The sequence below is a fragment of the Pseudoalteromonas sp. APC 3694 genome, from assembly GCF_030407565.1.
Lineage (GTDB): Bacteria > Pseudomonadota > Gammaproteobacteria > Enterobacterales > Alteromonadaceae > Pseudoalteromonas > Pseudoalteromonas tetraodonis.
In genome coordinates, this window is sequence record NZ_JASDDE010000002.1 from 49,757 (window position 1) to 64,044 (window position 14,288).

Consider the following 14,288-nt stretch of genomic DNA (forward strand, 5'->3'; position numbering starts at 1 on the left):
CCTAGATTAGAGTAAAATTAAAAACGCTTACCAATAGTAAGGCTAAAGGTACGAGGTAAGACAACGCGCGCATTAAATGTAGTTGCTTGACCTGCTACCGTTTCACCTGCGCGAGGATCCCCCTCTGATAAGCCTTCTGAGTTATTTAGGTTTTTAACATCGGCACGAAGGTAATAACCGTCTTCGTTTTCAAGGGATAAACCAAGGTTTAACATGCCATACATAGGCAGTTCTGCTGTGTTGGCGTCGTCGGCATAACGTTTACCGCTCCAAGAGTAGCTACCATGAATAGCTGCCATACCCCACGAAAAATCTTCAAACTGATAGCTACTAGTTAATTGGCCAAAGTGCTTAGGCACACGTACAGGTAAGTTGCCGTTTATATCAATAGAGGCAGAGCTTCCATTAGCATCCAAGTATTGCGCCGCTGGTGTGTTTACAAACTCGGGTGATTGGTACGTTGCAGATACACCAATGCGCCAGTCTTGGGTGATTTGCAGGTTAAATTCGGCTTCTACACCTAAGGTTTCTGTGTTTCTAAAGGCTTGACGTTGCACTACTTGACCATTTTCAACAGTAGGTACATTAAAGAATAAATCATCCGCAGCGGCGAAGTAACCGGTTACAAATGCTGCGACATCACCTTCGTTATATTTAATGCCCACCTCGGCCATTACCGTTGAAGCTGGTTGTGTTTCGCGTCTCTCAGAGTTATTAAATTGATTAATTTCCTCTTGACTAGTTAGGTTGGTAATCGCCATGTATTTATCTACATCAGGCATACGAAAACCATCTGCATATCGAGTGAATACCGCTAAGTCGTCGTTAAATTTGTAGTTAGCTGCAATTGTCCATGCCATTTCGTTGTATTCAACATCAAAGTTTCGGTAAGTCCCATCACCAAAGGGCAGGGTAATATTCCCATTGACGGTATCAGTATCGCTGGCAAAACTGTCAATTGTGTAATTAGCTTGGTTTTGCGCTTCCCCATCTGCTTTGAGGGTTTCGTACCTTAGGCCCAGATTAAACGACACATCTTCAAGCTCGTATTCAAAGTCAGCAAAGGGCGCAAGGGTATTTTCACTATAAACAATATCGGCAAAACCATGTGATCCAGCCTGAATACCTTTGTAAGTACCGCTGGCAATGTCAAGACCTTGTGCATCTGTAAATACAACATCTAAGCGCTGCGGCAGGGGCTCTACTGATTGCAGTGTATTAATTCGATAGTCGGTAACATGGCCATTAATATTAGAGAAGAATAAGCCAAAATTAGCATAAAGAGTCCCTTCGCCTACATCATCAAAGGTGTAGTTGAATCTGGTTTCGTTTTGAAAGTTATCGCCTTCAAAACGTCTATGCCAAAAGCCTGCGTTTATTCCGTATCCATTGGTGTTGTAGGTATTTACGTTGCTTGAATCAGCCAATACAAAGCCGTTTCCTGCATCGCGTATATCGTAACTTAGGTTACCATCAACCATGGCACCTGCAAGGACATCAGTATTTGCAGCATATATAGCTTGTGCTTTACTAGCTAACGATTCGGCGTTACCTACGTTAATGATGCCGGTAAAGGTTGTTAGCATATCGGTATAACGCATTTGATTTGAAAAGACTAAGTTTTCGTTGATTTCAATTTCGGTTGTATTGCCAAAGTAGGTCACATTAGCGTAGTTACCATCTGCAATATCCAAATCAATGTCGCCGCTTGGGGTGTTATTAAGAGTTAATAAACGCGCACCTGCTGAGTTACCGGTGGTGCCATCTCTGATATCCATTCCGCCTGGGATTGTTTTAGCATTGGTGGTTGAGCCTATTAATGGCTGAGGAATAAAAAAGAATGATCTATCGTTTTGTTTATTAAACTCAAAGCGGGTAAAGCCGCTGCCATCTTTAAAAAAGTGCTTAATATTGCCATTAAGCTCACCACCTTGGTTAGCTGTATACCCCGGATCGCGTGCGGAGTCATCCTTGCGATACCAAGCGCCAACAGCATAGGTTGTCTGATCGTCTATTGATCCGCTAACCCAACCTTGTCCACCTAGGCGGTTGTTGCTGTTGGTTTCAAAAAACACATCACCTTGGGTATCATCGGAGCCTTCACGAGAAATAAAATTAATAAACCCAGCTGGCGCGCTACCAACAAAAATTGACGAGGCACCACCACGAATAGCTTCAACGCTGCCAACAAAATTAGACAAACGGGTAAAGCGATCATTTTGAGTAAATAAAATATCTTGATTATAAAACACGGTCATACCATCACGAAGTAGTGCTGTAAACTCTGTTTGCGTTGATAACGGAAAGCCTCGTGGGGCTACGTTGTTACCGGTTTCTCCACCGGTGTCTTCGGCATGAAAACCAGGAATACTTCGCACTAATTCAGCAACACTGTGCGGAGCCAATTGCTCTAACTTTGCTTCGTTAAAGGTAGTTATTGCATTAGTTGATTCGATTTTCTCTTTTGGCCGAGATGTTCCCGTTACAATAATGCGCTCAAACCCTAAATCACTTTTTGCTTCTTGTTGCTCTTGTGACAAGACGCTAGGGGATATGGATAGACCTACAGCGACTGCAATTAGAGTCATTTTTGCTGATACTTTCATTTTTCTGTTCTCTCTTTGTTGTGTGTGTATACAAATTTGCGGTTTTATTAATCAAACATGTCAGTGTTATCAAATTTGTAAATAGAATGTAGAGAACTTAAAATAATAAATCAACTATTATTGCTTATTATTTTTTGTACAGCTTTTTGATTGTTTAAGTGAATTTTTTACCTCTGATAAAAAATAAATAAGCAGCCAACGTTACCGATGGCTGCTTTTTAACTTTAAAGTATATTAGTGGTGTGAAAGGCTTGCGTGATCTTGAGAAAAGTTGATAAGTAACGGAAGGTTAGCGCAGCCTACTGATTGAGCCTTGGCGCCAATAGAGCCACTTTGTACTTCACAGCGATTAATACCGCGATGATCAGCCTGGCTCAATTTTAACTTTGTTGCCAAAACTATTTTTTCTCTGACATTGATAGGAATGGCGCCATCAATGACAATTGCCTCAAAATCAAAAATAGCTAAAGAACACAATGCCGCGTAGGCGAGGCCATCTGCAACTTGGTCTATCCACTTATCGAGTACGGGGCCTAAGTCTCCCCAATACTCTTTTGAACTCCATAGTATGTCAGTATTGTAGCCATCACCTTTGAGCATTTTTTCGAGAATATACAGTGATGATTGCATAATAAGTTGTTGGGAGGTTAGTTGTCCTTCACTATTAAGCATAGGCCTAGGTAATGAACCTATAGCGCCGGCATTACCTTTTTTACCAGTAAATAAGGTTTCGTTTATAACAACTCCACCACCAATAAAAGTACCAATAAAAATATATAAAAAATCGCTAAAACGAGCAGGATTACCAAAGCTTAATTCAGCTGAACAAGCCGCAGTATCATCATTACATACATACACGGGAAGGTGTACAATTTGATTTATTTTTTCTTTAAAATCAAAAGACTTCCATTCATTCAATACTGTTTTTGGAGCGCCGGCTTCTTCTGTCCAGTTCCAAATTTCGTAAGGGGTTGCAACACCCACACCTAAGATACGCTTGGCTAATTCGTCACTTAAGCTCATTTTAAGTACGCTGATCCCTTTCTCTAAAAAGGTTAGCAAGCTCTGTACTGTGGGGTAAGCGCAGTTTTCGTGCAAAGTTGCGCGTATATTTCCTACTAAGTCAATCAAGGTTAAATCAAAACTGCGACGACCTACTTTTAAGCCAATTCCAAATGCACCATCTGGATTTAACGCAAATGGGATGGTTGGTTGGCCAACCTTACCACGCTGAGGGTCTTTCCGTATTAATAACGATTCGGCTTCTAAACTATTGATAATTACTGTGACGGCCTGTGCTGAAAGCCCTGTTTTTTGTGCAATTTCAGCTTTTGGAGCACTACCGTGTTGGCGAATTAATGACATAATTCGGCGTTCATTATGAGCACGCAGGCCAGATTGGCTTCGGCCTTCTTGTAAAGAGAGTCGAGGGTTTTTAGATTTGATAATTATTCCTACCTAGTTGTTATTATCTTGAATAACCTGATTAATTGTACACCGAGTGTGTGTAATTGGCGACTATATTAGCTTTATTGCCGGGTTCATTTCTTATTATTAAATTTACGACAGAGTATAAATAAGTCACAGGAGGTCAATAAATAACTATAGTTGATTTATTGACGGAATGATATTTAACTGGTTAAATGCTTTACTTAACATTAACAACTGAGACACGGCAATGACCACACACACACACACACAAACACCTCTTGTCTCCAAGGAGATGGTGGTTCCCTTTATTTTACTTGTTCTGTGCTTTGCTGCATGGGGAGCTGCGGCAAACATGACTGATCCGCTAGTAAAAGTGTTTAGTAAAATTTTTACTATGTCGTCAGTGCAGTCTGCATTGGTACAATTTAGCTACTATGGAGCTTACTTTTGCCTAGCTATTCCGGCGGCATATATCAATAAACGCTTTTCGTATAAAACAGGTGTGTTAACCGGTTTAGGGATGGCTGCAATCGGAGCATTTTTGTTTTATCCCGCCAGCCAAGCAATGACTTATGGTTTTTTTTTAGTGGCTTTGTTTGTGCTAGCTGGAGGCTTATCTATTTTAGAGACATCAGCAAACCCTTATGTAATGGGAATGGGCACCCAACAAGGTGCAACTCGCAGGTTGAATTTGGCGCAATCATTTAACCCTGTCGGTACTAACATTGGTGTTTTTTTAGCCGCTACCCTTATTTTACCAAAGCTCAATACCGCAACCTCTGGTGAGCGCACAAATATGAATAGTGAGCAATTAACTAGCATTATAAGCGCAGAACTTGATGCAGTTATGGTGCCTTATGTTGGTATGGCTTGTGTGTTGGTTTTTATTTGGTTGGCAATTGCGTTTACTAAAACACCTAATTTTTGTAAGCAAAAAAAAGTCTCTAAGCATGTAGAATTTAGTGCAACGTTTAAGCGCTTGTTTAAAAATACCCATTACCGCTTTGGTGTTATCGCCCAGTTTTTTAATGTTGCGGCGCAAACTTGTGTATGGACATTTACCATCCAGTACGTAATGGAGGCACTCGATACAAATGAAGTTACTGGGGGAAGTATTTTACAATACAGTATGATCACCTTTTTAGTTTCTCGATTTGTAATGACCTGGCTTATGGGATTTATTCGTCCTGCCAAACTGTTAATGGCAACCTCTATTATTGCAATGCTGCTGTGTTTTTATATGGTGAAAATGCCAAATATAAGTGGCGTATGGGCGCTGGTAAGTATATCGGCTTGCTTGTCGTTAATGTTTCCAACTATTTACGCGATTTCACTACATGGGTTAGGCGATGATGCAAAACTAGGTGCTGCTGGTTTAGTAATGGCTATTTTAGGTGGAGCGATAATTCCTGTATTCCAAGCTGTGTTTATTGATACATACAGTGTCGCGTTTTCTTATGTTGTGCCTGCGGGGTGTTTTATTATTGTTGCAGCTTATGCTGCATTTGATTTAAAAACAAAAGTCAGAGTATTCAATAATGTAGCGCCTTGCTAAATGGATTGAAAACCGAGCCTGAAGGCTCGGTTTTACTTTTTAACTTTTCTCATTTGTAAATCTTCTTTAACCCCAACCTTCATCGGATTAAGATATTAGGCATGTTGATATTCTTATTTAGTTGAAAAAATATGTTTTTAGATCTCACCGAAAATACCAACCAAAATGTTTACTCTTACTTAGTAGGCGGTATCAGCCCAAGGCCTATCGCATGGATAAGTACATTAAATAGCGAAGGTAGTGCAAATATTGCGCCTTATTCATTTTTTACTGTGGCTAGTTGCAAGCCAGCTGTTTTAAGTGTTACGCAAGTAAACCCTAGTGATAAAACGAATAAAGATACGCTTAGTAATCTAATGGCAACTAAAGAATGTGTGGTTAATATTGTCAGCCAAGAGCTAGTTGAAAAAATGAACCAAAGTTGTGCAAATTATCCTAGTGATATAAGCGAGTTTGATGCAGCTAACATTGCCCAAGCTCCAAGTAAGTTAGTTAACGCGCCAAGCGTTGCCGATTCAAAAGTACGGTTTGAATGTAAGTTACGCGAAGTTATTAGTATTTCAAATGAGCCTGGCGGTGGAAAAATGATGTTGCTGGATGTAGTGGGTATTTGTATAGACGATGAAGTGATGAGTGGTGGCTATATTGACCCTGAATTATTAAATGCAGTGGGCAAAATGGGCGGCGATTACTTTAGCACCACTAAAGATAAGTTTGTATTAAAACGCCCACAACTTTAAAGGTGAGCGTTTTAATTACATTAGGTTAAACAGCGCGCTATTTACTCTGTTTTTGGTAAAAACAGTGCACTCATTGCCCCCAAAAAACCTAATCCGCTGTAAAGCAAAATAAGCTCTGCGGTTGATAAAAACGATTCTAATAAGCCTATGCTGCCCAACATCAGTAATAAAACCCCAATAACGGTATTACTAACCGACACATAATCGGTGCGTTTGTTACCCTCTGCCATATCGACGAGGTACGTTTTTCGCCCTAAGCGCACTCCTTGATGCGCAACTGAGAGTAAAAAGTACAAAATAGGCATAGCCCACCAATTTAGTAGCAGCTCGTTATACCAAGTTGCAATAACAAATACAGCCAGCCCATTAATGGTAACCAAAGTGGCACTAAGTACCAGCACTCGCTGGCTAGATAAGTCACTTAAGCGCCCCCAAATCGGCGCTGAGACTAGGCTTGCAAAGCCGGAAACGGCAATAAAGGTGGCAAGTAAAGAAAATTCAAACGACTGTTTACTGGCTAAAATAATATAAAAAGGGGCACTCAATGCTGAACAAAGCAGTAAGGCACGTGTAATAACAAAATGCGCAAACTGTTTGTCTTGGTATAAAATTTTTAACTTTGAAAACGCGTGCAATAGGCCATTATTAGCTCCTTCGGTAGCGCCACTATATTCGTTAATTTGTGCATAAGAAAACGCGGCAATCAGCCACATTAATGCACCCAGTAGTAAAGCGATGATCACAATGTCTTGATCTTTTTGCTGTGAAAAAAACCACATCATGAGACCAAACGTTAAGGTGGCAAAACCGGCAATGCTCGCAGCAAGCCCGCTAATATTACCGCGTTGCTGTTTAGGAATAACTTTGCCCAGCACATCTTTTGCAGCGACAGAGTTAAACCCTCTGGCAAGGCTAAATAAAATTAATAAGCCAATAATAGCGTAGCCTGCTTGTGCGCCCTTGAGGGTAAACGCCACCGCAACCATGGCTAAAATGCATCCTGCTTGTATCACTGCACCTATTACCCATACCCATTTACGAACGGGGAGTTTGCGAATAACGTTAGCAATAGCAAGTTGGGGCAGCAATGAACCCGATTCTCTGATTGGTACTAACCAAGCAATAAAACTCGCTGGTACATTTAAGCTTTGCATTAACCATGGCAGCGTTATTTTTGGATTAAGCAGTGCATCGGCAAATTTACTAAACAGCTGGCTAATGAGTAAAATAATAAAATTACCGGGTACTTCCTGACAGGCATTGTCGTCGATGGCCTTGCAAGCTCGGGCGTCTTCTTCATTGTTTAAGCGTTTATAGATTTGTTCTTTTGTCAGTTTTTTCACTCTATTTTACCGCTGTATAAGTACAAATATTTATATATATTAAGATGGTATGCTTAACTTTTCTACTGTTGGGATTACAAAGTCATTTTACCAGCTAAGAATAAAGGAACCCCAAATAAACACAAAAAAATCAGCTAAGCGCTGATTTTTTGTTTGTACTAAAGCAGCGTCTTATTCAAAATCACGAGCACTGTGGCGCTCTGCGAGTTGATCCTCTTCTGCTCCCCACGTACGGTTAACGCGACGACCTCGTTTTACACCTGGACGCGCTGCTATTTGCTTAGCCCAACGAACCACATGGGTATAAGATGCAACATCTAGAAACTCGGCGGCGTCGTATAAGTCGCCTAATACCAGTGAGCCATACCAAGGCCATATGGCAATGTCGGCAATTGAATATTCACTGCCTGCCATGTATTCGTTGTCACTTAAATGGCGGTTTAGTACATCAAGCTGGCGCTTAGTTTCCATGGTAAAGCGGTCAATCGGGTATTGCATTTTACTCGGTGCATAACTGTAAAAGTGGCCAAACCCACCGCCTAAGTAAGGTGCTGAGCCCATTTGCCAAAATAGCCAGTTACGACACTCTGTTTTGGCTTTGAGATCGTTAGGAATAAAGGCATCAAATTTTTCGCCTAAGTATTGTAAAATAGCACCTGACTCAAATATGCGTGTTGGCGGTGTGGTTGAATGATCCATCAGCGCGGGTATTTTTGAGTTCGGGTTTATATCAACAAAGTCAGAGCCAAACTGATCGCCTTCACCAATATTAATTAAATACGCATCGTATTCGGCATCGGTTAAGCCAAGCTCTAAAAGCTCTTCAAACATAATACTGACTTTTTGCCCGTTAGGGGTCGCTAATGAGTAAAGCTGAAATGGATGTTTACCAATAGGCAAGGTTTTATTGTGGGTTGCCCCTGCAATTGGGCGGTTAATGTTTGCAAATTTACCGCCACTTTCATTGTCCCATGTCCATACTTTTGCTGGGGTGTAGTCGTTGTTATCACTCATAAATAGCCTCTAATAGTTTAAACGTGCGTATTTGCTTTGCCCGTTGTTGCTTTTAATTTATCTGCTTTTGCTAGTTTATAGCCTAAAAACAATCCACTTAATGCACCAAACAAATGGCTCTCAAACGAGATATGAAAACGCTGTGGTAATACGCCCCAGATAAAGCCGCTGTATAAAAATGCCACGATAACAGCGATAAAAATCGATTTAAATGAACGTCTTACAATGCCATAGCATAAAATAAAGCCCCACAAACCATAGATGACTCCGCTTAGACCCACATGAATATTACTGCGAGCAAACATCCAAACTAATAAGCCACCTACTAAAGCGGTGAATATAAATACACTATAAAAGCGCTGTACGCTGTACTGGCAAATTAACCAGCTTAATACAGCAAATGGCAACATATTACTGGCAAAATGCCACCAGCTACCGTGTAAAAAGGGAGCACAAAGAATACCAACCAGCCCTTGAATACTTCTGGGATAAATACCTAAACCGTTTAAATTAATGCCTGGTAGGCTATTAATAAGCTGCAATACAAAACAAATAATAATAATGCTAAAAATAGCAAAACGGGTACTGGTAATAAGTGAAAGCGTGTTTGGTTTAGTGGCCATAGTGTGATCCTAATTTACCGAAAGTGTTGCCAGTATAGGAATTGTATAAGGTAATGAAAAGCAATTAAAAAAGCACAGCATAAAATGCTGTGCTGATTTGAGTTGTTGGCTGCTATTAACCTAGTTTAGTTAATAGCTTTTTAGCTGCAAGTTCTGAGCTTGCTGGGTTTTGACCGGTGATCAATAAACCATCTTCTAGAGCAAGTACGCCCCAGTCATCGGTTTTTTGGTAATCGCCACCTTTTTTGATAAGTTCGTCTTCAACTAAAAATGGAACAATGTCAGTAAGTTGTACAGCAGCTTCTTCGCTGTTAGTAAAGCCCGTTACTTTTTTACCGGCGACTAATGCATTGCCATCAGCGTCTTTAACATTTAAAAATACCGCACTTGCATGACACACGCCAGCGACTGGCTTTTGCTCTTTAATAAAGCTTTCAATGAGCGATACAGAATCGGTGTTATCGACTAAATCCCATAAAGGGCCGTGACCACCAGGGTAGAATACGGCGTCGTAATCAGAAGAGTTTACTTCGCTTAAAACTTTGGTATTTGCCATCAGTGTTTGTGCACCACTGTCTGCATCGTAACGTTTGGTTGCCTCAGTTTGAAAATCAGCAAGTATACTAGTTGGGTCAATCGGTGGCTGACCGCCGTTTGGAGAAGCCAATGTTACTTCAATACCTGCATCAACAAATGCGTAATAAGGGGCTGCAAATTCTTCTACCCAAAAACCAGTTTTTTCGCCTGTGTTACCAAGCTCTGCATGTGATGTAAGAACCATTAGTATTTTTTTAGCCATGTAAGGTATTCCTTATGATGATTTAAATTAATTAATCTTGCTTGGTAAATACTATATGCACTAAGAGAGCTTTAAACAACGATGATAAATTTAACTTAATTGATTCAATAATTGATACAATAAGAGGGTTGAAGTTAAAACCGCATTGGAGCACCTATGAAAGTCTCGTTTGAACAGTTAAAAAGTATGGTGGTATTTGCACAAATTGTAGAGCAGGGCAGCTTAACTGCAGCGGCAAAACAATTAGGGCTGACCCGTGCCGTAGCGAGTTATCACTTAAAAAAATTAGAAACACAGCTCGAAGTGACGCTACTTAACCGTTCTACCCGCACCATGGCGTTAACCGAAGCCGGAATGGCCTATTATGAGCGTTGCCGTGTTATTACAGAGCAAGCTAATGCCGCTAATCAGCAAATAGAAAATATAAAAAGTGAACCTCAAGGGCTATTAAAAATAAGTTGCCCAGTAAATGTAGGGATGCAGTTAATTGTACCGGCAATAAATACCTTTAAACGTCAGTACCCTAAAATTGATATAGATTTACAGCTAACTGATGATGTGGTGGATATTATTAAGCACGGGTTTGATTTTGCAATTAGAGGGGTTGCACTGCGCGATTCGAACTTACAAGCCACTAAGCTCACTACTATGAGTACCTGTATTTGTGGTGCGCCCGATTATTTTGCGCATTTTGGTAAACCCACCACACCCGATGAGTTGGCAAAGCATCAATGGGTGGTTTATCAATTAGGCAGTAAAACGCTGACCTTACAAAAAGAAGGCAAAAAGGTCGATATTACAATGCAAGGTAGTTTAAGCACCAATAACGCTGCTGCACGCACTGCGTTTGTAGAGGCGGGGCATGGTATTGGCCGTATTCCACTTTATGATGCATGGCCAAAAGTACAAGCGGGTTTGCTGCAAATTATACTTGATGATTATAAAAGCAAAGACATTGAGCTTTATGGGGTGTTCCCGCCTGGGGCGGCGGGCTCTAAAAAACTGCGTTTGTTTATTGATTATTTAAAAGCGTATTTTGTAAAGCAACATACCGCATTAGGTATGCTTAAATAATAGCGCTTAAAGCACTCGGTTAAACAAAGCAACGGCTTGCTGATACATGGTGATAGCAAGTGCTGCGTCGTACCGCTCGCCTTCATCACGCATAAAGGCATGTTGCGCGTTCACTTCTTGCCATTGGTAATTAATACCCGTACTAACCGCTTGTTGATAAATTTTGTCGCGACCTTGTTGTGGCACATGGGGGTCTTGTTTTCCCCAAATAAAGTGGATTTCACCTTGTATATCGGCCATACGTTCAAATGAATTATTCCCTTTTTGTGCGGGAAGAGTATCGCTATGAATATCAGTGGGATATAAGCAAAAAGCAGCTTTTATTGCGGGGTTTAATGCGGCCCTATACGCTAAATGCCCACCAATACAAACACCCATTGCACCCACAGAGCCAGTACAATAATCGTGTGTTTGTACAAAGTCGATTAACGCTTGGGTATCGCTGTCGTGAGATTCAAGCGGTTTTGCCCATTTATCGTTATTGCCTTTATCTTTACCTTCGTCATCATAAGCAAGCACTGTCCCGATAGGGTTAAGCTCATGAAATACTTCTGGCACAAGTACCACAAAACCATGACTTGCCAAAATAGCGGCGCTGCGAGCAATAGGCGCGGTTTGCTGAAAAATCTCAGAGTAAAAAATAATGGCTGGGAATTGCCCGTGAGCGTGTGGGCGATAAACCGTAGTGCGCATTAACCCCGTTGGGGTAGGCAAGTCAGCATGGTGGTGTTGGATGATCATAAAAGTGCTCAGTTAAATCATATATAAAATATATGGTAACTGAGCGCGATAAAATAAACACGCCTTAAAGTTTAAATACTTGCAGGCATGTTATTACAACTAGCATAGTAACTTACGGTTGCTGGCCAATCGGAAAAGATACCCATTACACCTACGTCTTGCGCTAACACATCAACCACAGTGAACATATCGCCATCGTTATCTATAACATCACTAATTGACTGATAATAATAACCGCCACCTTGATTTAGAGGGCCTGAGCGCTCAAGACTCCATGCAATGATATTAAGCCCCGCGGCTTTAGCGTCAATGGCATACTGTGAGGGAACAATATTACTGTTGTTATCTATGCTTAATAGCATCCATATGGGTGGCGCAATAATTTTAACGCCGTCGTTTACGAGCTCTGCCATAGATGGCTGCCATGTTACAGCGTTGTTTGGATCAAACCCTGCATTGCTGTCGCGCCCATCTAAATAGACACTCTGCGCTGCAAATTCAGGATTAGTATTAATCCAATATTCTACGTCGGCTAAATTAAATGATTGCGGATACACTCGCGAAGCGGGTACATCCATTTGCGTGTATTCATCCAGCATTTTTTGTGCGTATTGCGTTTGGGTCATACCGTTAAAAGGCATACTTACTTGAGGGGATTTAAGCTCTGGGGTCATTTTTACTCCCAGCTCTTTAAAGAGTGCAATACTTTGTTTGTGGGTCATGAGTGTACCAGAGGTGGCGTATAAGTCAGTGCGCCAACGGGGTGTACTTTTCATGTAATCGCTAACATTGGTGGCACTGGTGTTCGCGCCATCCATCTTGCCCTCAAGAGTTAAAAATTCTGTCAAACTAATATCACTGGTACAACATTTAGCTGAAGCAGGCGTGCCACTGTTAGAGTTTGCTGGGGTAAATGGCTCACTACATTTAGCAGCCAATGTTGGAATGGCTAAAATATTGGTGGTGGTGTGCAAGTCGCACTGAGAATGACGACATACTAGCTCTTTATCATTGGTAAAGGTTACATCGCATTCGACAACACCTGCTCCCATGCGAGCGGCTGCAATATAAGATTCTTTAGTGTGTTCTGGGTATTGCATTGGAGCACCGCGGTGACCAATTGAAAAATCAGTACGATAAAAAGGACCTTCCTTGCACGATTCTAATTTTGTTTTTAGTGCGCTGCTAGCCATATCGTCAACTAGGTAGTCTGGGCGAGTACCTAGTTGAATATTAGTGCCTTGTGCTACTTCAACAATAACCGGGGTAGATACTTCAACAATTTCAACGTCAGTGTTGGTAACAACCACTTCTTTTTCGACTATTTTTACATCGTCATCACAGCCAGTAAGTGAGCTTAATAATAAAAAAGTTGTTAGAAAAGGTATGCGCTTCATTATTTGTCCTTAAAAATAAAAGTGGACGCTACCTTACTAATTATTAATGACAATTTCACTACAGAGTGATTAATTTGCTGATTTAGTCATTATTTGGTTTACCACTAAGGCAACCAGCATCACTCCCGCGCCAATGCTTAATCTAAGTAGGTCAGCGTCTCGATTCCAAATAAGCACATTAACAATTATACCGGCAGGAATAAGTAAGTTGTTCATCACCGCCAGCGCACCAACATTGACAAGCGTCGCGCCTTTATTCCACATAAAGTAGCCTAAACCAGAGGCCACAATACCTAAATAAATCAGTATGCCCCATTGAGTTGAGGTACTTGGTAATTTGTTAAGATCACCAAATAAGGCGTAACAGGCGCTTGCAACAATTAGTGCGCCAATAAAAAACCAACCAAATACGGTTTTATCATCGAGTTGTTTATTAAGCATTAATCGTTTGTAGGTTACTTGGCCGATGGCAAAACTAATATTAGCGCCTTGAACCAGTAATAATCCGACTAAAAAGTTACTGTCTAAGTTTTCATAACGAATGGTAATAGCACCTAGTACGGCAATAAATGCAACGATAAAAAACTGCGGATTAAACTGTTTATTTAGCGCATCGTTTAAAAGCGTAATGTAAAGCGGGGTCATTACAGTAAATAACAGCACCTCAGGCACACTTAAAAACAAAAATGAGTGGTAATAAAAGCCATACATAACCCCCAGTTGCAGTGCGCCTATCAGCATGAGTTTACACGCAAGCGGGGTGGGGATTTTCTTTAAAAAAGGCAAAAATACTAACGCTGCTAAAGCAACACGAATTAACACACTAAACCATGCATCAACTTGGCCTGCTAAGTACACACCAATTAAACTAAACGAAAACGCCCAAAGAAGGGTAACTGCAAATAAATAGCCCATAACACTCATCTTGTCTTAAGTAATGGTGTCAGTTTATCTGTTATATATTG

12 protein-coding genes are annotated in these 14,288 nt (G+C 40.9%); 3 read left to right on the forward strand and 9 right to left on the reverse strand.

Annotated elements, in window-relative coordinates:
- Positions 1-17 precede the first annotated feature (17 nt).
- Positions 18-2,606, reverse strand: a complete 2,589-nt coding sequence (locus tag QMA00_RS01270; protein WP_024597027.1) for a TonB-dependent receptor — start codon at positions 2,604-2,606, stop codon at positions 18-20.
- A gap of 234 nt (positions 2,607-2,840) precedes the next feature.
- Entirely contained in the window at positions 2,841-4,058 is a 1,218-nt protein-coding gene (locus tag QMA00_RS01275; RefSeq protein ID WP_100218334.1) for an ROK family transcriptional regulator, read from the reverse strand.
- Between the two features lie 226 nt (positions 4,059-4,284).
- On the opposite strand from QMA00_RS01275, the gene fucP reads away from it, so the two are divergent.
- Together fucP and QMA00_RS01285 are read left to right on the forward strand one after the other, a co-directional pair.
- Positions 4,285-5,592, forward strand: a complete 1,308-nt coding sequence (gene fucP, locus QMA00_RS01280; RefSeq protein WP_033103829.1) for an L-fucose:H+ symporter permease — start codon at positions 4,285-4,287, stop codon at positions 5,590-5,592.
- Positions 5,593-5,723: 131 nt separating this feature from the next.
- The gene (locus QMA00_RS01285) at positions 5,724-6,332 is read left to right on the forward strand and encodes a flavin reductase family protein (RefSeq protein ID WP_033103830.1); all 609 of its coding nucleotides are present in this window, start codon (positions 5,724-5,726) and stop codon (positions 6,330-6,332) included.
- A 41-nt stretch (positions 6,333-6,373) separates the two neighbouring features.
- Here the strand turns inward: QMA00_RS01285 and QMA00_RS01290 are convergent, their stop codons facing one another.
- The 4 genes from QMA00_RS01290 to QMA00_RS01305 all read right to left on the reverse strand — a co-directional run bounded on the left by QMA00_RS01290 (position 6,374) and on the right by QMA00_RS01305 (position 10,111).
- Complete coding sequence (locus tag QMA00_RS01290) at positions 6,374-7,675, reverse strand: MFS transporter (RefSeq protein WP_033103831.1); 1,302 nt, start codon at positions 7,673-7,675, stop codon at positions 6,374-6,376.
- Between the two features lie 171 nt (positions 7,676-7,846).
- Positions 7,847-8,689, reverse strand: coding sequence for a glutathione-dependent disulfide-bond oxidoreductase (gene yghU / locus QMA00_RS01295; protein ID WP_076921454.1), 843 nt, complete (start codon positions 8,687-8,689; stop codon positions 7,847-7,849).
- Between the two features lie 17 nt (positions 8,690-8,706).
- Positions 8,707-9,312, reverse strand: coding sequence for a rhomboid family intramembrane serine protease (locus QMA00_RS01300; protein WP_076921457.1), 606 nt, complete (start codon positions 9,310-9,312; stop codon positions 8,707-8,709).
- 115 nt (positions 9,313-9,427) lie between these two features.
- A complete protein-coding gene (locus QMA00_RS01305; RefSeq protein ID WP_033103834.1) occupies positions 9,428-10,111 on the reverse strand; it encodes a type 1 glutamine amidotransferase domain-containing protein in 684 nt (227 codons plus the stop codon).
- A 156-nt stretch (positions 10,112-10,267) separates the two neighbouring features.
- Here QMA00_RS01305 and QMA00_RS01310 point away from each other — a divergent pair, with 156 nt between their 5' ends.
- A complete protein-coding gene (locus tag QMA00_RS01310; RefSeq protein ID WP_033103835.1) occupies positions 10,268-11,185 on the forward strand; it encodes a LysR family transcriptional regulator in 918 nt (305 codons plus the stop codon).
- Positions 11,186-11,191: 6 nt separating this feature from the next.
- Here the strand turns inward: QMA00_RS01310 and QMA00_RS01315 are convergent, their stop codons facing one another.
- From QMA00_RS01315 to QMA00_RS01325, 3 genes are all read right to left on the reverse strand, one after another.
- Positions 11,192-11,926, reverse strand: a complete 735-nt coding sequence (locus QMA00_RS01315) for a dienelactone hydrolase family protein (RefSeq protein ID WP_033103836.1) — start codon at positions 11,924-11,926, stop codon at positions 11,192-11,194.
- Between the two features lie 71 nt (positions 11,927-11,997).
- Positions 11,998-13,323, reverse strand: coding sequence for a glycerophosphodiester phosphodiesterase family protein (locus QMA00_RS01320; RefSeq protein ID WP_033103837.1), 1,326 nt, complete (start codon positions 13,321-13,323; stop codon positions 11,998-12,000).
- Between the two features lie 69 nt (positions 13,324-13,392).
- Positions 13,393-14,238, reverse strand: coding sequence for a carboxylate/amino acid/amine transporter (locus QMA00_RS01325; RefSeq protein WP_171036830.1), 846 nt, complete (start codon positions 14,236-14,238; stop codon positions 13,393-13,395).
- Between the last annotated feature and the right edge of the window lie 50 nt (positions 14,239-14,288).

What these genes read in the sequence shown, in the direction of transcription:
- QMA00_RS01270 (WP_024597027.1), bottom strand. Translation starts at nt 2,606, where the DNA reads ATGAAAGTATCAGCAAAAATGACTCTAATTGCAGTCGCTGTAGGTCTA.
- fucP (WP_033103829.1), top strand. Translation starts at nt 4,285, where the DNA reads ATGACCACACACACACACACACAAACACCTCTTGTCTCCAAGGAGATG.
- QMA00_RS01285 (WP_033103830.1), top strand. Translation starts at nt 5,724, where the DNA reads ATGTTTTTAGATCTCACCGAAAATACCAACCAAAATGTTTACTCTTAC.
- yghU (WP_076921454.1), bottom strand. Translation starts at nt 8,689, where the DNA reads ATGAGTGATAACAACGACTACACCCCAGCAAAAGTATGGACATGGGAC.
- QMA00_RS01300 (WP_076921457.1), bottom strand. Translation starts at nt 9,312, where the DNA reads ATGGCCACTAAACCAAACACGCTTTCACTTATTACCAGTACCCGTTTT.
- QMA00_RS01305 (WP_033103834.1), bottom strand. Translation starts at nt 10,111, where the DNA reads ATGGCTAAAAAAATACTAATGGTTCTTACATCACATGCAGAGCTTGGT.
- QMA00_RS01310 (WP_033103835.1), top strand. Translation starts at nt 10,268, where the DNA reads ATGAAAGTCTCGTTTGAACAGTTAAAAAGTATGGTGGTATTTGCACAA.
- QMA00_RS01315 (WP_033103836.1), bottom strand. Translation starts at nt 11,926, where the DNA reads ATGATCATCCAACACCACCATGCTGACTTGCCTACCCCAACGGGGTTA.
- QMA00_RS01320 (WP_033103837.1), bottom strand. Translation starts at nt 13,323, where the DNA reads ATGAAGCGCATACCTTTTCTAACAACTTTTTTATTATTAAGCTCACTT.
- QMA00_RS01325 (WP_171036830.1), bottom strand. Translation starts at nt 14,238, where the DNA reads ATGGGCTATTTATTTGCAGTTACCCTTCTTTGGGCGTTTTCGTTTAGT.